Source organism: Paenibacillus arenilitoris (genome assembly GCF_014705655.1).
In the GTDB taxonomy this organism is placed as follows: domain Bacteria; phylum Bacillota; class Bacilli; order Paenibacillales; family Paenibacillaceae; genus Pristimantibacillus; species Pristimantibacillus arenilitoris.
In genome coordinates this window covers 44,953-64,308 of sequence record NZ_JACXIY010000012.1, presented here as the reverse complement: position 1 = coordinate 64,308, position 19,356 = coordinate 44,953, and the positions used below count along the sequence as shown (strand labels likewise).

13 protein-coding genes are annotated in these 19,356 nt (G+C 63.1%); all 13 read right to left on the bottom strand.

Features of this window, described 5'->3' with window-relative positions; translation table 11 throughout:
* Positions 1-36: 36 nt before the first annotated feature.
* Positions 37-3,201: an FAD-dependent oxidoreductase gene (locus tag IDH41_RS09435; protein WP_190860382.1), complete on the bottom strand. Its 3,165-nt coding sequence runs from the start codon at positions 3,199-3,201 to the stop codon at positions 37-39.
* A gap of 77 nt (positions 3,202-3,278) precedes the next feature.
* Positions 3,279-5,444 (bottom strand): Sip1-related alpha-galactosidase, encoded by a 2,166-nt coding sequence (locus IDH41_RS09430; protein ID WP_190860380.1) that lies wholly within the window; start codon positions 5,442-5,444, stop codon positions 3,279-3,281.
* A 6-nt stretch (positions 5,445-5,450) separates the two neighbouring features.
* Complete coding sequence (locus tag IDH41_RS09425) at positions 5,451-6,440, bottom strand: ROK family protein (protein ID WP_190860378.1); 990 nt, start codon at positions 6,438-6,440, stop codon at positions 5,451-5,453.
* Positions 6,437-7,069 carry a D-sedoheptulose-7-phosphate isomerase gene (locus tag IDH41_RS09420; protein WP_190860376.1) on the bottom strand — a complete coding sequence of 211 codons (633 nt, stop codon included), beginning with the start codon at positions 7,067-7,069 and terminating at the stop codon, positions 6,437-6,439. The genes IDH41_RS09425 and IDH41_RS09420 overlap by 4 nt, the downstream gene beginning before the upstream one ends.
* 1 nt (position 7,070) lies before the next feature.
* The gene (locus IDH41_RS09415; RefSeq protein ID WP_190860374.1) at positions 7,071-8,405 is read right to left on the bottom strand and encodes a four-carbon acid sugar kinase family protein; all 1,335 of its coding nucleotides are present in this window, start codon (positions 8,403-8,405) and stop codon (positions 7,071-7,073) included.
* Positions 8,402-9,073, bottom strand: coding sequence for a class II aldolase/adducin family protein (locus IDH41_RS09410; protein ID WP_190860371.1), 672 nt, complete (start codon positions 9,071-9,073; stop codon positions 8,402-8,404). The genes IDH41_RS09415 and IDH41_RS09410 overlap by 4 nt, the downstream gene beginning before the upstream one ends.
* Position 9,074: 1 nt before the next feature.
* A complete protein-coding gene (locus tag IDH41_RS09405) occupies positions 9,075-11,507 on the bottom strand; it encodes an alpha-mannosidase (protein ID WP_190860370.1) in 2,433 nt (810 codons plus the stop codon).
* Between the two features lie 32 nt (positions 11,508-11,539).
* On the bottom strand, positions 11,540-12,454 hold the full coding sequence (locus tag IDH41_RS09400) for a class II fructose-bisphosphate aldolase (protein ID WP_190860368.1): 915 nt from the start codon (positions 12,452-12,454) through the stop codon (positions 11,540-11,542).
* Positions 12,447-13,130 (bottom strand): aspartate/glutamate racemase family protein, encoded by a 684-nt coding sequence (locus tag IDH41_RS09395; RefSeq protein WP_190860366.1) that lies wholly within the window; start codon positions 13,128-13,130, stop codon positions 12,447-12,449. The genes IDH41_RS09400 and IDH41_RS09395 overlap by 8 nt, the downstream gene beginning before the upstream one ends.
* Entirely contained in the window at positions 13,120-14,559 is a 1,440-nt protein-coding gene (locus tag IDH41_RS09390) for a sedoheptulokinase (RefSeq protein WP_190860364.1), read from the bottom strand. Before IDH41_RS09390 ends, IDH41_RS09395 begins: the two co-directional genes overlap by 11 nt.
* Positions 14,522-16,582 carry a hypothetical protein gene (locus tag IDH41_RS09385; RefSeq protein ID WP_190860362.1) on the bottom strand — a complete coding sequence of 687 codons (2,061 nt, stop codon included), beginning with the start codon at positions 16,580-16,582 and terminating at the stop codon, positions 14,522-14,524. Before IDH41_RS09385 ends, IDH41_RS09390 begins: the two co-directional genes overlap by 38 nt.
* A gap of 27 nt (positions 16,583-16,609) precedes the next feature.
* Positions 16,610-17,875 (bottom strand): amidohydrolase family protein, encoded by a 1,266-nt coding sequence (locus IDH41_RS09380; RefSeq protein WP_190860360.1) that lies wholly within the window; start codon positions 17,873-17,875, stop codon positions 16,610-16,612.
* 72 nt (positions 17,876-17,947) lie between these two features.
* Positions 17,948-19,258, bottom strand: a complete 1,311-nt coding sequence (locus tag IDH41_RS09375; protein WP_190860358.1) for an ABC transporter substrate-binding protein — start codon at positions 19,256-19,258, stop codon at positions 17,948-17,950.
* Between the last annotated feature and the right edge of the window lie 98 nt (positions 19,259-19,356).

Genomic DNA, 19,356 nt, shown 5'->3' with positions numbered 1-19,356 from the left:
GTTCCCCGCAAAATCTCCTGTACGGCCGTAACGCCATTACCTCGGCTCGATCCGGCGCAGCAGCGATTCGCTGTCAGGCTCGATATCCAATTGCATCGTCAGCGGGTAAGTGCTCTCATATGGCTTCGCCTCTTCCAGCCAGACGCGCCATTGCCGCGCGTCCTTGCCTAAGCTTCGGCCGCCAAGCCGCTGCAGCTCCAGCAGCGCGTTCTTCGCGAGCAGCGAACGAACATCGTCCAAGTAGCGGATCAAAATGTCATACCCCGCCGGACTTCCGCATCTTGCCAGCGCGCGTCCTATCGCAAGCTCGAGCATCGACCGCCGCTCCAGAAAATAGTCCGGCTGAGCGCCGCTCAGGCTTTGCTGATCCTTGAACAGCGGGATGGCATGCAGCCGCTCGAGAACCGCAATCGCCCGCCTGTCGCCAAGCCGCTCCGCGCCCCGGCAAACCGCGTCGACGTAATAAAAGATGCCTTGCCGCGTATCTTTGAAATCGTCCTCGTCCGGACGGAGCAGCGCCGCCACCCTCTCCCATACCGGAACCGAGCGCGGATCCGCCGCCTGCGCGAGCGAATAAAGCAAGTACGCGACGTCCGGCATCGCCCCGTGATCGGGCGGGAGCTGCACGTACATAATGTCCGCCGTCCTGACCGGCAGCCCGTCGCCGGTCAATTCGGCCATGATCGCGTCGATCAGGACCGGCACGCCTTCGCTCGAGCCGAGCATGGCGAGCGCCTGCGCCAGCCGAATCCGCTTCACGCCGACCGCCTCCGCCATGGCGCGCTCTGCGTAAGGAACGATCCGCGGCCCCGCCGAGCAAATCTCGACGAACGGCATCGCCGCGCGGTACACCTCGTTCATCCGCATGTTCGAATATTCGTAGAGCGGCTCCTCGGACTCGATGGAATCGACCAGCCGGCTCAGCTCGTCGTCGGCGTAGAGCAGCGGAGCAAGCTCTCTCGCAAGCGTCTCTTCGGGGATGAGCCGCTCCCGAACCAGCCTCCGCTGCAGCGCCTTAACGTCGATGCTCCTCGGCGCGATCCTCGACCGCACGGCCTGCGCCGCCGCCAGCGCGGCAACCGCGCCCAGGTTCTCGAGATCCGACTGCATCCGGATCGCCGGCAGGGCGTCATGCGTCGCCGATATCGCCTTGCCGACGACGAGAATGCCCTCCAGCCCTCGCGGCAGCAGCATGCGGTAAGGGATTTCGATTTCCAGATTCGGCGGAATCAAGCCGACGTTCACCCACTCCGCGCCGCTGACGCCCTTCACGTCATGGTTGCTGAAATGGACGTTGACTACGTCCGGCCAGCGGCGGTGAAGCAGCTGATCGGTCAGCCGCATGACGACGTCGCCGATCATATGCCGGCTCTCCCTCGTCGCGACGTAGATGCCGTGATCGTGGCAGCCGCTGCCCCGGCGGCGGCCGGCCAGGATCGCCCGCGTGTAATCGAGCGCGTTCGATACGTCGACCATGCTCGTGAAATTGTTCTGCAGCTTGACCGGCGTCTGGAACTGGGCGAGCGAATACCACATGACGGTATGATCCTTCTCGGAGCCGTAGACGAACGGCGCGCCGGCCATCGCCGCGACGTCGCCGTCGCCGGTCGCGTCGATCACGGCATGCGCCGTTGCCGCATAAGCGCCCCAGCGGGTTGCCGCGACGGCGCCGATTACGCGGCTTCCGCTTTTGACCGCGCCGAACGTAATGGCGTTGAACAACGGATCGACGCCCGCCTGATTCGCCATCCGAAGCAGAGCGTACATCTTCGCCTCGAGGTTCCACTTATGTCCCTTGTAGCGGATGTCGCGCTGCACGGCCAGCACGTCCTCCGTGATTTGCGCCGCGTAGCCGTCCCGCTTGCCGAACCAATAGCTGTCGACGCCGCCGAAGGTGCCGGTGCCGCCGAGGCCGGGATTCAGCTCGAGCAGCAGCGTATCCATCCCTTCCCGCGCCGCCGTAATCGAAGCGCAGGCGCCGCTCGTTCCGCCGCCGGCAACGAGGACGTCCGCGTGCTTAAGGAGGGGGATCGGCTGAGCCCCCACGCAAACCGTTCGCCCCGTCCCGTCGCTTCCGGTCAGAGCCGGAACGATGATCTCCCAATCCTCCGCGCCGCCGGACAAACCGCTTGCTCCCGCAACGGCTTCATACGTTTCGCAGTCCGGTACATCCGTATCGGTCTGCTTCGCAAGCAGAGCGTCCGCCAGACGCTCGCCGGCCGCTGCGGCCTGCACCGGATCCAGCAGCGACGCGTCGCCATGCCGGATGAGCCGCGCTCCGAGGACATATACGCCGGGCACGGAAGAGGCAAGCTCTTCCGGCTCGAATCGGCCACTCCGTTCCGCCTCGCTACCCGCATCGATCGGGAACGGACCGAGCAGCTCGTGCGAAGCCGCGGCGAAGGTCGCCTTGCGGAACGCCGGCACCTCGTTCATCAAGTGCTTGGCCAGCCGCATGCCGATGCGCCGCGCCTCCGCCTCGCGGTCCCTGTCCGAAGCCAGCCGGTTGCCGCTGTCCGCGGCAAAGCCGAATTCGGCCAGCCGATGCTCCTTGCCCAGGTAGCCTTGGCGCAGCGCGATCCGGTTGCCGGCGACGCCGATATCCGCCGGCACCTCCAGCGCCGTATCCGCGTCCAAGGCAACGCCCGTAAATTCCAGCGTACGCCGATAAAGCGCCGTGGAGCCCCCCGCGTATGCCTGAGCGTCCTCCCCGCACAAGGCGGCCGAAAGCGCCGTTTCGGTCGCGTCGACGACGAGCGGGCAGCGCACCGCCTGGCGGCCCGACTTGTTCGCGACGACAAGCCCCGCCGCTCGCCCCGATGCGCGCATAACCGCGATCGGCAAAGTCGCGTACAGCAGGTCGATGCCATGCTCCGCCAGCAAATCCTCCAGGCCGCGCTTCAGCGAATCGGGGTGCAGCGGCACATCGCGGCCTTCCGCCGCCTCGCCTTGCCCCTTCAAAATATGCCGGACCGGCAGCGGCAGCAGCTCCGGGCGCGTGCCTTCCGGCAGCGTCAGCCACGGCCGGAGCGTTGCGGTCAATTCCCGGCCGAGGTACGTCCTCGGCTCGAGCACGACGACCTTCTTCCCCCGCGCCGCGAGCCGCACCGCGCAGGCGATGCCGGCGAAAGAGCCGCAAATCACCGCCGCATCCGCCTCGAACAGCACGGGCAGGTCGGCGGCAGTCAGCATTCCGTTCATTTTATTCACATCCTTCGCTTATTTGAAGCCGCGCGCGAGGCGCGGCGGACGGGTAGCCGAATACGAAAAGCCCAAGCTTACGCTTGGACGATTTCGATCGTAACTTCTCCGCGGGCGTCCTGGCAGTCCACTTCGAAATAGCCGCCGGGCCGCTCCGCGAACGACGCTTCCGTTCCGTTCACGCGCACCCCGGAAGGCTTCCGTTCCGCGGCGAAGGCGAAGCTGCCGCCCTCGGCCAGCGTCACGACCGTCGTACCGCCAGATGCGCGACGCTCCCGTACGGCGTGGGTCGAAACGTATTTGTTCGTCAGCCCGATCGGCGTCGCGCCGCCGTCCGCGGCCGCCGGTACGAGCAAATACAGCTTGCACCCCTCCGCCTCAAGCTCGAATGCCGCCTTCTCTCCCGAAGCCAGCTTGCGGACCGTCTTCGCGAAGAAATCGTAAAGCAGCACCGGGCCGTCCGTCAACCCCGGCACGTCTTGCGCCGACACCGTGCCCGCCGCGGCTGCCGCGCCTTCCCCGATATGGAAAGCCGCCACGACACCCGCGCCCCCAGCGGTATTCCACAGCTTAAGCGGCATGCCGGCGTCCGATGGCTGAACGGTCAAGCAATCCGGCGTCGGATTCGCCGTCCGGTCGCAGCGGATGATCCTGCCGTCACCGTAAATAAGCGGCCATAGCATCAAAGGATCGGTCTTCCCGAGCGCGTCGCTGAAGTAGACCGGTCCGCCGCTTACCGCGCGCAGCGCCGCGTTCTGCACATCGTCATGGTTTTGCGTCCAGAACATGTCCCAGTCGCCCCAATAGAACGGTCCGTGAAAATACGAGTTGTACGCGTTCTGCAGCGCGTGCTCCCGGAACCCGCTCCGCTCCCGGGGAACGAAGTCGTCGCTGTTGCGCGACACGGCCGACACCGGGCGGTGCCAAATGTTTTCGGACGCCATGCCCATGCAGTTAATGATCGTTCGGTCGAAATGCATCGACACCGACGCCTCCAGCGCCGAATGGGCCGCGGCCGCCGACGCCCCTACCGGACGGTGGTGGCGCAGGAAGTTGTTCACCGCGCTCTGGCTGTCGACCTTCACGAAATCGACGCCCTGGCGCTTCAAATAACCGTGCCACGCATGCCAGAAGCCGAAGCCCTTTGCCGCGTCCGGGTAAGGAATCACATTGCCCCGGTTCGTCTCGAACAAGTAATCGGCGTACTTGGCCGCAAGCTCGCTCTCCGGATGGATGCCGTTCCAATAGCCGGCGATCGTATGCCAGACGCCGACCCAGCCGACCCCGAAGCGCTCCTTCAAGGCGCCGATCGTATGCGCGAGGCCTTGCGGAAACTTCGCCGGATCCGCGTCGAAGGCTTGAAGCTTGCGGTCGGCGATGTCCGACCAGCCGTCGTCGATCATGACCCACTTGACCGGCAGGCCGCTCTCCCGCAGCTCGCCCGCCTTCGCCAGCAGCCCTTCCTCGTCCACCTTGTGGTAGAAGGCGTCCCAGCTGCACCAGCCCAAATAATCCAGCACTTCCGGGTACGTCTTCCTTCGGCGCGGGAGCGTCGGATAGCCAAGCTCGCGAAGCGCCGTCTCGACGCCTTGCTCCGCCAGCTCGTAAGGATCCTCCCCTACCCCCAGCAGGAACGCGAACGTATCGCAGCGCGTCATGCCGCCTTGATGCGAGGAAATCCGGACATGCAACGCTTCCTCGTTCGAAGTGCCGCCCGCAAGGTCCGTGCGGTACTGCGTGCCGCATACCGGCAGCATATGGTAATACGCCCCGTCCGTCCGCCATAGCAGCGAAAGCGTGCGTCCCGGCAGCTTCGTCAGGTCCGTATCGAAATGCGGGCGCGTCCACCAATCTTTATGCTGGTAATTGGCAAGCACCCCTTCGATGCCTTCCGGCTTGCCGAGCTTGATCGTAATCCCGTTGTCCGGGGCGAAGGCGCGGTGGTTGCCGAAATCGTTCTCGCTGACGATCCGGCCGTCCGCGAAGGCGAGGACGAACCGGTCGTAGCAGCGGAGCTTGAGCCGGACGACCGCTTCGGGCCGCTCCGCGTCGTCCTGATACACGCGCTCGATAATCGTATGGCTGCCGAGCTCGTCGGCCCCCCGCTTCTCCTCCTGCGAGACGAACGCCAGCTCCTTCTCCCCTTGTTCGAGGCGAACGGTCACGCCGAAGCCGCCGAGCGCCTTCCGGCCGCCGTCCATGACGGACGCCGCGGAAGCGGATGAATCGTTATAAGTAAACATAATGGCCTAGCCTCCTTCTTCCTGTTCGCGGGTCAGCGCGTACTGCGCGACCGACAAGCTCGCCGCGTCGCCGACCTGCTCGCCGAGCCCGGCCGGCACGATGCGGCACGCTCGCAGCGACAGCGACAGCGCCTCCACCTGCAATTGCTCCAGCATGCCCGGCTCAAGCAGCGCCTGCTGCCGCGCGTAGATGCTGCCGATTACGATCCGCTCCGGATTCAGCACGTCGACGAGTACCGCGAGGCCCCGTCCGAGCTGCCGCCCGACCGTGCCCATCACGTCCAGCGCGAGCTCGTCACCCGCCCTTGCGGCGTCCCCGACCAGCTTGGCGGTAATGCCGTCCGCCTCGCCCGGCTTCGAGCAGAGCAGCGTGGCGCGTCCGTCCGCCAGCCACTCGAGCGCCTTCGCGCGTGCAAGCTTCGCGATGCCGCCGCCGCTGCAGAAGCCTTCGAAGGATCCCGCCTTGCCGTAGCCTACCGGCCCGTCATGCTCCAGCCGCATATGGCCGACCTCGCCGGCCATGTCGTTCGTTCCCGAATACAAGCGCCCGTCCAGGATGAGTCCCGCTCCCATTCCCGTTCCGAAGGTCAAGAAAATCATGTTCCGCGAGCCCTTCCCCGCTCCCCACTTCCATTCGGCGAGGGCGCAGGCGTTGGCGTCGTTCTGCAGCCCGACCGGCACGCCGAACCGTTCCTTCAGCGGCGTCACGACGTCGATCCTGTCCCAGCCCGGCAAGTTCGGAGGCGACAGGATGAGCCCCGCCGCGCTGTCCAGCGGACCGCCGCAGCTAATGCCGATCGCCCGCAGCCCGGAGACGCGATGCTCCTCCATAAGCTCTACAAGCGCGGAGCCGAGTGCCTCCATCGCCTCGCGAGGACTGCCCGGGGTCGGGAAGCCGCGCTTCGCCACGATTTCGATCCCGTCCCCGGATGCCCTGCCGAGCACGGCCGCGCACTTCGTCCCGCCGATATCCACGCCGCCCAGCAGAACCGTCATCCGAAGAACGCCTCCTCCAGCATGATGCAAAGCGTATGGTAGATCGGGAGATGACGCTCCTGGATATCCGGCGTCGACTCGTACGGCACGCGGATCGTGACGTCGCACAGCGAATGCAGCCGGCCGCCGCTTTGGCCCGTCAAGCCGATCGTCGCCATGCCTAGCGATTTGGCCACCTGCACGGCGCGAACGACGTTCGCGGAGTTGCCCGACGTGCTGAAGACGGCGAGCGCGTCCTCCTGGCGTCCGTAGCCGTACACCTGCTGGGCGAACATCATGTCCGCCGCCACGTCGTTGATGAACGCCGTCGCAAGCGCGGTGTGGCTGACGAGCGAGATGGCCGGCAGCGCGCCCTGCAGATGATCCGACAAATACGCGCCCTCTTCCTCGCCGTGCACGAGCAGCTTCTCCCTCTCGGACGGAGGCAGCGGCCGCTTCGACATGAAGCCCTTCATCAGCTCCCCGACCACGTGCTCGCAATCGGCGGCGCTGCCCCCGTTGCCGGCCAGCAGCAGCTTGCCTTCCTTCCCGTAGGTCGCTTTCAGCAGGCCGAACGCTTTCGCGATATCTTCGCGGCAGCTTTCCAGCTCCGGATATTTCTTGATCAATCTTTCCAGCGCATGACTCATATCAAGTCCGGCCTCCCTCTTTTTTCAAATGCTCCATCGCCTTCCATAGAAAGTCCTCGCCGCCGAAGCTGCCGGATTTCAGGACGAATAGCCGCCGTCCCGGCTCTAGCGACTCGCAGGACGGCAGGCCGGGCTCGATTTCCTTCCGGATCCGGAAGGCGGATATGCCCAGCTTGCCGCATACCGCGGCGGAGGTTTCGCCGCCGGCGACGACGAGGTGCCGCTGGCCGGTACGGCCGCACACGGCCCGAACCGTCTCCGACAGCGCTTCCGAAACGACGCGCGACACCTCCGTGTTGTCCATTCCTTGCAGCAGCGCCAGCCGCTTCGTCTCCGCGATCTTCTCCTGCCGATTGGAGGCGAAGACGAGCACGTCCTCGCCCGCTTCCAGCCGCCGCGCGGCTTCGTCCGCGACCTCGCGCAGATGCTCCGCGCTCCGCTTCGGATCGAGGAGCAGCAGCGAATCCAGCTCGATCGCCGGAACGCCCTTCTCCCGCAAATACCGGGTCTGCGCCGCGGTTTGCGGCATCAGGCTCCCGGCGGCGCACAGCACGCTGCCGCGCCCGGCCCGTGCGGGATCAGGCGGGCGCGGCGTGCCGGCATCCGCCGCAAGCGGGAACGTTCCCAGTGCTGGCGCGTCGGCCCGGTTCAGCGCCGCCAGCTCCTCCGCCAGCGCGGAGCTTCCGCACAGCACCGGCTCATCCTTCGCCGCCTCGGCGATGATCCGCAGAGACGCCTGATCGCGAACGTCGACGATCAAGTAGCCGCAAGCCGCTTTCCTCTCGGCGATCGCCCTGCGAAGGGCCTCGCTTCCTTCCTCGACGACGCCGATGTCGATGCGGTCGACCTTGCGCGCGGTCTGCGCCTGCAAAATCCCAACCAAGTCCGACCGGTTCATCGGATGCACCGGATCGTGCCGGAACTCCGATTCCTCAAGCCTGGCGCCGCGGACGTAATGAATGCCGCCGAGCGTCGTCCGGCCCGTCTTCGGAAAGCCGAGCACGACGAGCGCGAAGGAGGCGCCCAGCGCGTCCAGCATCGCGTCGAACTCCGCGCCGACGTTGCCGCGGAAGACGGAGCAGGTTTTGTTGTAAAACGTTCCGCAGCCGGCCTCGACCAGCCTTTTCGTCGCCTCGTACGCTTTCGCGTAAGCTTCCTCCGGCCGGTCCAGCCTCGAATTCGTGTCGATAATAAGCACATCGGGACGCGCGCCCGCGCGCCCCGATGCCTCCGCCGCGTCCCGCAGGGGATATACGTGCGTCTCCCAATCCGCCTTCGCGAACATGATGCCGATGTCGCCCGCTCCGGTTATATCGTCCGCCACGACGCCGATCATTCGCTCCACTTCCTTCTCGGCCGGTAGCCGGATTCGTTCAGGAAGCCGTCGACCGTCGGCCTTGAGAGCGAACGCATCTCCACGCCGGAGCTTCGGGCCGCCGCCATCATTCTGCATACCGTCTCGAGCGTATGCAGCGCCATTCTAGCCTCCCGCAGGCTCGTATCGTACACGAGCACGCCGTGATTTTCCAGCAGCAGAATATTCGCCGCGCCCGCCTTCGCCCGGACCGCCTCGCCTAGCTCGCGCGAGCCCGGATGAAAGTACGGCACGCGTTCGATCCGCTCCAAGTAATACATCGCCTCCACGAACCAATCCGCCGGGATCGGCTCGCCGGTGCAGGCGATCATCGTGCTGTAGAACGGGGAAGCGTGCAGCACGGCGTTGATCTCCGGCCGCAGCTCGTAGACGGCCTGATGCATCGGCACCTCCTTGGACGGCTTCGGCCCTCCGTCGCGAACGGCCTTGCCGCTCGCGACGGAGCAGAGGGCAAAATCGCCCTCGGCGAGCTCGCCCATATCCGTCCCGCTTGCCGTAATCAAATAACGGTCCTCGTCCACCCGCGCGCTAATATTGCCGGCGTTGCCCCAAGCCAGTCCGTTGTCCAGCATATACATGCCGGTGTCGCGCAGCTGTTCCCAAAGCTTCCGTTCCGGATTCGGCTTCATCCTAGGCCTCATCCCATTCGAGCATGTTCGTTTCCTTGATCGGCCGGGCCGCGTTCCTCGGAATCCGGAACGTCTTGATTTCCGAAGGCTTGAAGGCGGCCGTGACCGAACGGTCCCACTTCGGCAGCCGGATTTCGGCCGTCGTCGCCTTCTTGCTCGTCTCGTAGCAGCGGAGAATGAGATCGTCGTTATCCTCCGCTTTCTTGATCGCGCTGATGACGATGTTGTCCTTGTCTACGCTCGCGTACGAATCGGTCTGCGGCAGCTTGCCTTCATGGTACGATTCGATGATCGCGGCCGGCTTGCAGTTGACCTCCGCCGCGCAGCGGACGGTGCCCGCGTCCTCCCACGTGCCTTCATGCGGCAGCAGCGTGTATTGGAAACGCTGGATGCCTTGGTCGATGAACGAATATTCGCCTTCCGGATCCGGCTCGTAAGGGACGTGATGCGCATAGATCGGGCTGCGGAGCACGGTCAGCGCCAGCTCCTTGTTATGGATGCTGTAGCTGTACTTCGCGTCGTTGATCAGGCTCATGCCGTAGATCGTATTTTTGTCCTGGACGAGACCCGTGTAATCGACCCAGCTCTGCCCCGGCTCTTCCTCGCCGTTGTGCTCGCGCTCGATCGTGCCGTACGGAATCTCGTACGTTTGCTTGCTGAATACGACGTTCATCGGGAATATCAGCTTCAGCATTTTGAACGATTCGCGCCAGTCGACCGTCACCTGCACGTCGATCTTATCCTTGTCCGGATACATGGCGAAATCCTGGATAAGCTTCGAGCTGCCGTATTCGCTCACGACGCGGATGACCGATTTGACCGGCCCGTGCTCCACGCGGTGCACCTTCTTCGCCCGGAAGCCGCCGACCGCCTTGTTGAAGTGGAGAACGTCATGGCTCCACGTGTCCGACGTATCCTCGATGACGACGGGACGGGCGCCCTCGCCCTTGAACACCTCATGCTCGGCCTTCTTGTCGTACAGGCTCTTGATGCCGCCGCTGACCGGATCGAATTCGAGCCGGAACCGGCCGTTCTCGAGCGTATGGTCGCCCGCCTTGATCGGCTCGCCGACCGCTTTCACGGAATCGGACTCCTTCAGCAGCTTATACACCCGGTAGCCCATCGACGGCAGATCGGCCATGAAGCTTAACCGGAAGCGGCCTCTTGCCGCCGCCTGCGACTTGACCGTCTGGAACGGAACGGCATTGCCCTGGTCGTCCAGCAGCACCGCGCTCGGCTTGATGCCGCCGATCTCGAGTTCCACGTTGACGCGGCTCTGCCAAGCATGCGGGTTGAACGCGACGATCGGCGTCGTCCGCTCGTCCTGCTCGATGCCGATGTTCCACGAGATCGATTGGACGGCGTAATTGAGCGAACGGTCGGCGATCGCCATCGCTTCTCCGTACAAATAGGCTGCGTCCTGATACGCGGGCTCCAGGCTCGTGCCGGCCAGAATGTCGTGGAATTGGTTGAACAGCACGTTCTTCCACGCGCGGTCGAATTCCTTCGGATACGGCTGGCCGGTCAGCCAGTAGGCGAGCGCCGAATATTTCTCAGCGGCCGCCAGCTTGTTCTCCGCCTGGCGGTTCCACTGCTTCACGCCGGAATGCGCGGCGTAGCAGCCGCTCGCGTGATGCTGAAGATCGTCGTGCACGACCGGGAATTCGAGCCCCTTGTTCTCCATGTCATGGAAATACTTATCCGGCGTCGCGAATACGAGCTTCGGCAGATCCGGTTCGCCGTTCAGCCTCCGGATGCTGGCGATGTTCTCCTTCGTCGGTCCGCCGCCGTGATTGCCCACGCCGTAGAACAGCATCAGATCGTTCACCGGTTCCTTGAATTCGCCGAGGCATCTCCTTACATGCTTCTCCAAATCTTTGCCCCACGACAAATATTCATACATGATCCGGAACGTCAGCACCTTCGAGCCGTCGTCGGACTGCCACCAGAACAGCCGTCCCGGCAGCGCCTTCTCGTTCGGCATCGGACGCATCATCACGTAATAGTCCATGCCGCTTTTCTTCAGGATCTGCGGCAGCATCGAGTTATGGCCGAAGCTGTCCACGTTGTAGCCGACCTTGGCCGTCACGCCCAGCTTCTCCTTGAAATAGCGCTGCCCGTACAAGCCCTGGCGGACGAACGATTCGCCGCTCGGGATGTTGCAGTCCGGCTGTATCCACCAGCCCCCGACGATATGCCAGCGGCCTTCCTTGACGCGCTGCTTGATTTCCTCGAACATGGCCGGGTCGTTATTCTCGACCCATTCGTACATCGCCGCCGAGCTTGACGTAAAAATAAAGTCGTCCGACTCGCTCATCCTGTCCAGCGCGGAGCGGAACGTCGCCTTCGTTTCCTGAAAGCCCTCCTGCCATTGCCACAGCCAGACGGGGTCCAAATGCGCGTTGCCGATCATGTACAGCTGCTTATCCTTCATTCGTCCATATCCTCCTCGTACCGCATCTATTCTTAAAAACGGGAAGCCTTCCCGCTGCTTAACAAAAACTGCTCCATCTTCCCGATCACCGTCTCCGTGACCGCTTGACGACCCTTCCGAAGCCGCTCGGCGTCAAGCGCCCTGCACTCCGCGTTGCTCATCCGGTCCTCGCGCCCGAGCGAAGCGAGCAGCGCCAGCTCCAGATCGGTGGCGATATTCACCTTGCTCACGCCGCCTTCCGGCAGCTGGAACGCCTTCTTCATCATGTCCGCGGGAACGCCCGAGCCGCCGTGCAGGACGAGATGGACCGGCGTCAGCGCGCGGATCGCCGACAAGCGGTCGTAATCGATTCTCGGCTTGCGGACGTTATACACGCCATGGGCGGTTCCGCACGATACGGCCAGCGCGTCGACGCCCGTCAGCCGCACGAATTCGGCCGCTTCCCGCGGGTCGGTGAACAGCTCCTCGTCCGTATCCGTCTCGACGAAGTCGGTCGTGCCGATCATGCCGAGCTCGGCCTCGACGGACACGCCCTTCGCGTGCGCGTATTCCGCGACTTCCTTGCTGATCGCGACGTTGTCCGCGAACGGCTTCTCCGAGGCGTCGATCATGACCGACGTGAACCCGGCTTCGACCGCTTCCCGGATCGTTCCCATTTCCTTCGTATGGTCCAGATGCAGCACGGCCGGCACCGTAATGCCGGAATCCCGGATCTGGCGGTAGAACTCCTCCGCGAATTCGCCCGGCGCAATGCCGTAACGGACCAATTCCTTATGGGAAATTTGGACGATGAGCGGAGACGCCGCCCGCTGGCCCGCCTGCAGCACCGCTTTGATCATCGGCGTATATCTCGGCGAGAACGAACCGATCGCGAAGCGGTTCGCTTCGGCGGCCTCCAGCGCTTTTTTTAACGTCATTACATTATTGCTTCGCGTATCATTAACCATCTGTCAGATCTCCTTTATGGTTGGACAGAGCGGCCGCTGCCTTCTGCATGCCGAGCCGCGGACTGCTGATGAACTTTTTTCTCTCTTCCTCGCCGAACCGCTCGAGCACCCAGGCCATCGAAGCCTGCGCGAGCACGACGATATCGGTCTCCCCGGCCAGCTTCCTTAGAAGTGCCGCCAGCTCCCGGTCATGGCCTTCCTTGTCGCCGGCAAGCAGCTTGCCGTATGCCTCGGACGCGAGGGCCGGCACGAGGCGGATCGCCCGCCCTTCCTCTTCGGCCGTCCGCCGAAGCAGCCGCTCCGTCGGCTGCAGCGTCGTCGCGAGCGTCGCCGCCACGCCGACGACCGCGGCGCTCCGGACCGCGTACTCGGCCATCGCTTGGTCGATCCTCACGATCGGAACCGAAATGTCGGGCTGCACGAGCGCCGGTATTTCCCCGATCGAGGAGCAGGCGTTCAGAATGCACTTGGCGCCCAGCTTCTCCGCGATCGCCGCGTACTGCTTCCAGCGGTCCGCGATCGCGTCGACGTTGCCGCCATTCGCGTTCAGCTCGGGAAGAATCGAATCGTCGACGAGGTTGATGACGGCGCAGCCCGGAATGAGCTCCGCGGCCAGCGCCTTCAAGGGGTCTATCGTCACGGGAGTCGTATGAATAATTGCGATTTTAGCCGTCATAAGCTTCGCTCCTTTGAAAATGGGAAATCGCCGCCTCGATGCCGGGGAACGCGCCGGCCCTTACGCCGGCGTATAAGGCGGCTCCGAACGCCGCCTCCTCCTCCATCCGGGACAAATGGATCGGATGGCCCAGCTTCTCCCGCAGCAGCCGCTGCATGACGCGGTTTTTGCGGACGCCGTTGCCCGAAGCGGCAACCGTCCCGATCCGGCCGCGCAGCCGCTCCGGGAACGACGCCGCGAGCCCGATCAGCTCGTCGGCCACGCCGGCGAGCACGCCGAGAACGAGCTGCTTCGCCTTAAAGTTGCGGTCGCCGATGCCGGCGATCGAGCCCGTCGCGTCCGGATTGTCCCGCGTGCCGAAGAACGACGCGGTCACCCGAAGCCGCGGCCCGCCCTCCAGCAGCGCCTCTTCCGCCAGCTCGTTCATGCGCTCGTACAAGGACCGCGAAGCGGCCGGCGCCGCGCCGAACGATTCGCATACGTCCCGGAACAACGCTTCCAGCAGCGCGTACGTCTTGCCGCCGCCGAGCGAAGCGCCCGCGAGCAAATAGCCGCCACCCGGGAACGGACGGGCCTCGATGCCCGGCTTCGCGTCGGGCGTCTCCGAGAATATCGAAATTTGCGCCCCGGTGCCGATATTGACGAGCATCGCCCCCGCAAGCGTGGGCACGCTTCCGAGGAAGCTCGCCTGATTGTCGCCGATGGCGCAGGCGACGAGCTTGCCGTCCGCCGTCGTTCCGGCAGCGGATTCCCGTCCCGCAACGGGAGGAACCATCCACGCGTCCATCCCGAGCGCCGACATCCGCGCGAGGTCGAATCGTCCCTCGGCCGGATCGAACAAGCCGAGGCTCGCCGCGTTGGAAGGATCCATGAGGGGAATGGCAGAGCCGCTAAGCCTCATGGCCACGTAGTCGCCTATCGTGCACAGGTAGGCGGCGTCTTGCGGCACGAGACCGCATCGCACGTTATAAAAATGCGTCACCATGCCGTATCCCGAAGCGAGCGGATAGCCCGTTCGGTCCTCCATATAGGCGGCGTAGGTCATGCCATCGCCGAACGGGCAATCGCCTCGGCGATCCTGCCACGTATACAGCGGGCTTACGGCCTTGCCCTGCCCGTCGACGTACAGCACGCCGTGCATCTGGCAGGAAATGCCGACGGCGCCGACGCGGCCCCAACAGCTGCCGAGCTCGCCGATCAATCCGTCCGCGATCGCGGCGATCCTCCCTGGATCCTGCGCCCGTTCCCAGCCGTTCGCGGACGGCAGGCCCGCGTCGTTCGGCTTCCCGAGCACGGCGATTTGCTTCCCGGATTCCGCGTCCATGACGACGCAGCAGATCGAGGTCGTGCCGATATCGATGCCCGCCACGTACATGTCCTTCTCCTCCTCCTTATTCCGCCACGCCGCGCAGGTCCAGATCGTCCGCATAGGCGAGCGCTTCCTGCGAGGCGTACAAGATCAATCCGATGCACCAGGAATGGGACAGCGTCAGCATCATCCCTTTCGGCTGGAAGCAGTTCGTATTGTAGAACCGCTCCGTCACCATCCCTTTGTAGGCGTTGAAATCGCCGTCCTCCCGCGCGATGAACTGCAGGAAGCAGGAAATATGGTCCCTCGTGCGGTCCAAGTAATACTTGTCGCCCGTATACGTCCACAGCCGCAGCATCTCCGGCACGCAGAACAAGCCGTAATTGTGCAGATGCTGGTTCGAGGTCGACGCCTGATCCGCGCCGCGCGAACGGTAGTCGTACTGCTTCAGCAGCGAATGGCGCGGAAATTCCAGGTTGTAGCTCCAGCGGAACGTCATCATCCAGTCGGCCGCGCTCGACGCAAGCGCGAGCCATTCGTCGTTCCGGTCGAACTCGTAGAGCGCGACGTAGGCGGCCACCGCGTTGTAAGCATCCTCGCTCGTTGGCGTCAAATGCACGTCCTCCGGCGCTCCGTATATATACTCGTTCCGAATAAACTTCTCGTAGTAGCCGCCCGCTCGTACCGCGGCCTCCGCGAACGCGGGCTCGGCGAGCAGGCTCGCGCCTTCCAATAACGCGGCGATCCATAGCATGCCGCCGGCTCCGTCCCATTCCTCGACCGTTCCGCTGCCGCTGTTGTAATAGGAGCCGAAATTGCCGTCTTCACGCTGGCAGCCCGCCGCAAACCGCAAATTGGACAGCAAGGCCTTCTCCCATTCCGGACGGGGCGCTCCGCGTTCCTTCTCGAACTTCAGCGCCCTGGCCATGAACAGCGTCGCCTCGGCGATCGTCCGCGCCTGCAGCCAGTCTCTGCGCGGGTTCCAGCCGGCCGTCCAGCCCTTGTCGACGATCCAGGACGCCCAGAACGTTCCGCATGGGGCAAGACCCGAGGCGACCTTGTCGATAACGGCGGCTCCCGCCTCCATATAATCCTTATTCCCGTTCTTCGCGCCGTAGGTCAGCAGGCTGTACGCATACGGCGCGCCGCTTACCCAGCCGACATGCATATGCGGGCGGTCGCCCATGCCCTTCACGTTGTTGTTGAACTCGCGGTCGAACGCCGCCGTCTCGTACAAAATCCGGTGCTCCGGGCTGTAATGCCAAGTATACAAGCCGTGCGCCGTCAGCTCGGCGGCTTCCTCGAGCCTCATCCACGGATTGAGGGCGTGCCCGCTCTTGTGAAGCTTATACATCTGCCTCACGAACGGGTTGTACGCGTGCGGATCGGGGGAGCCGACATACGCCTTGAAATGAAGCGTCACCCGTTCTCCCGGCCGGAACGTGTAGGCCGCGATGTCCGCGGGAGCCGGAACGGCGCTTCCGACGAACGTGACGGGCTCTTCCCGGTAAGGAAAATTCAGCCAAATGCGCGTGCCGTCCGCATTGCCCCGGAAGCCGAGCCCGTTCAGTCCGGTCGCGGACGTCTCGTCCGCGCAAAGCGCGCCGCACAGATGATCGTTCCAGGCGAATACGGCCGGCAGCGCGGCCCGGTCGGCGCGGAACGCCCAATAATCCGATACCATCCGCGAGGCGTCTCCGCCCTCGTAGTCATAGCGGGGGTATTGGCGGAGATTGCTCTCGAAGCGGTTCTCCTTGTAGAAGGCGCCCGGGATCATCCAGTCCGGCCTGCCTTCCCCGAGCAGGTCCGCTTCGATCTGCACATTCCATGCCGACGGCAGTTCGCCCGTGTATGCGAGCTCGACCGTTACGTCGTAATACGGGCATTCATCGTTCGCGAACGTCCAGCGCGTCTCCGCTTCGAACCGCGCCGACTTGCCGGCCGCCCGAAGGGCGCCGCCCGCGGCTTCGGCGGAATCGACCGCCACCGTCTCGCGTTCCCCTTCGCGGCTCTCCGCCCGCAGCAGGGCCGGGAAGCGGAGGCAGGACGCGTCGTCTCCCCGCCCGGGGGCAAGCAGCCGGATTTCGTATCCGCCCGCGCCCGCCTCTTCCTTCTTGCGCACCGCCCACTCCGGTTTCGTCATAAACTCCCTCCTTCTCTTGCCGGCCGCTTACACCGGCTTCTCGTCCAATCCGTAAATGTCGATCAGATTGTTCCGGAAGATCGCCTTCGCGAAATCGATCGCCTCGGCCTCGCCAAGCGCGCCGTCCTCCACCTTTTCGACCAGCGCGTCGCCGACGATTTTTTTGGCGAGCTTGAGGTGCGCGTACGTTCCTTCGATATAGTTGTAATCGCCGCCGAAGCCTTGAATCTTCGTTTGCGGGACCATCTCGATCATTTGATGGAGAATATGCTTCGCCGCCGTCGGAGATATAATGTACATCCAGGTGAAATCCGCGTAGACGTTCTCGAAGTTTTTGGCGATGGTCAAATACTCGCCGCCGTACGGGAAGCCGCAATGAAGCAGGACGAATTTCGTTTTCGAATATTCCAGCAAGAGAGGCAGCAGCGACGATACTTTCGAATTGGTTATGATATTTCCGTTGCCGGACACGCTCGTCTCGTGATGCCCGGTATGAATTTGAATCGGCAGCTTGTAAGCGGTCGAGCGCTGGATCACGAAATGAATGAGATAATCCTGAAGCGGACGGGTTTCCGCTTGCGACAGCCCTTCGTCCAGCGAACAGGTCATGAGCCGGTTGAACACCAGCTCCGCCTCGTGGAAGGTCGGCTTCTCGCAGGCGAGCGTCCTCCAGTAGGCGTGGCCGAGCTTCGTCGCCACCATGCCTTCTTTCACGTATTTATTTAATAAAGCATCCACGGCGGTCAAATATTGCTGGAGCGCGTTCACTTCATGCTCGGAAGCTCGTTCGACGGCCGCGATGTCTTTCAGCGATCGCAATCTAAAGGTAAAATCCATGAACATGATCGGACGGAACATGTCGAAATTGACGTTCGTCGTATAGATCAGCGTAAACGCAAGGTCGATCTTGGCCTTCTCCGTCATCACCTTGCCGTACCAATCCTTGTTCAGCGAGGCGGCGAGCACCTTCTCGTTCAACTCGAGCAGCCCTTGCGCGGTCCAATCCCGCATGCCGTACAAATCCTCCATCGCCGTCTTGAACGTTCTCGCGTAAGCCGTGTTTTTGACCTTCTCCCAATACTTCATGAACAGAGCCGCTTTCTGCTCGTTGTCGAGACCGCTCTGCTTCGCCAGTATGCCGCGGGGCATCCCGGCCGTAATCATGTCCGAATCCAAATAATGCATCAGCCCGAATAAATCCGTCTTGTCCTTCTCTCTGAGCCGCTGCGTCGCCAAATGCTCGTGGCCGTCTATGACGCGCAGGTCCCTAATGTAATCGCGAATGCTGCTCATCGGCCCGCTCCCTCCAATGGTAAAAAATCGCGACTGCTTCTTGCGAAGAAGCAGCCGCTTTCTCTGTAGGCGTTAATCGACTTGAATGTCGGGGAATGCGTTCTTGACTTCCTTCTTGAAGCTTGCTACGACGTCGTCGTAGCTCGTATTGTCCGTAATGCCTTGGCCCGCGACCTTTCTCCACTTGCTGAGCACTTCTTCGCCGTATTTGTCCGGCGCGATGCCCGGCATTTCGTTCACGAGCTCGTAGTAAATTTTCATCGGGTTCTGATCGCCCAGGAGATTGACCTTGAACGTGTCCATGTTGTCCTGGTAAACCTTGCCGCTGGCCGGCATGTTGCCGGTTTTGCCCAGGTTGTATTCCTGCCATTCCGGACTCGCGATGTACTTGATGAACTCGTAAGCCAGCTCTTTGTTCGGCGATTTCTCGTAAATGCCGCGGTACGTGCCGCCCGTATAGAAGCCTTCCGGCGATTTCGCCACGCCGAACTTGCCGACGGCCTTGTCGTCCTTGTTGTCGATCATGAACGTCGCCCAAGCGGGCATCGCGCTCAGGACAGCCGTGCCGTCGTTCAGCGCGTTGCCCCAGCCGGCGGACATGAAGCCGAGCTTGGCGTCGACGTTGTTCGCGCGGATCTGCTGCTGCGTCTCATAATACGTTTTCCATTTCGGATCGATGTTCAGCTTGCCGTCCTTCACCCACGGCTCCGTGTTGTAGGCGGCGATATCGAATACGTCGCCGGCGTTCTGCATCAGATACGCCTTGCCGCCGCTTTGCTCGTATACTTTTTTGCCGAGCTCGATGATTTTGTCCCAGCTGCCGACCATTTCGCTGATTTGATCCGGATCGTCCGTGCCGAGATATTTCTTCGCGTTCTCGCGGATGTACCAGAAGGAGCCCGGGGATGAATGGTCGGATACGGCGCGGATCGTTCCGTCGGCGGCTCTGCCCAGCTCGCGAACGTAAGGGATGTAGTCCGTCAGTTGCTCTTCGATGCCCATCGCGGACAGGTCCGCAATGAAGTTCGCGTCGATAAACTTGCCGATGTAGCCTCTCTCCAGGTCGAATACGTCGGGAACGTTATTCCCGGACTGCATGGCGGAGAGCAGCTTCGTCTGGTATTGGTCGCCCGGGAAGATGTTAACCTCCACCTTGACGCCCGGATGCTTCTCTTCGAACTTCGCGCCCATTTCCTTCACTTGGTCGAAGAACGTCCATACGACCAGCTTGCCTTCCAATTCCTTCGGTCCGTCAGCGGGCGGCGTATCTGTCTGCGCCGGCTCGTTGCCGGCGTTGCCGCCCGCGTTGTTGCCGCATCCGGCCGCGATGGTCAGGACCATTACCAGCGCCACCATCATGGAAAACCATTTTGTCGTTTTCAATCGAATCTCCCCTTCATGCGTGATGAATGCGTTGCGTAACCGTTACCCTTTTGCAAAAATCGTGCTCCGTTGCATCCTTGCGGTTCGCGCATCACCTC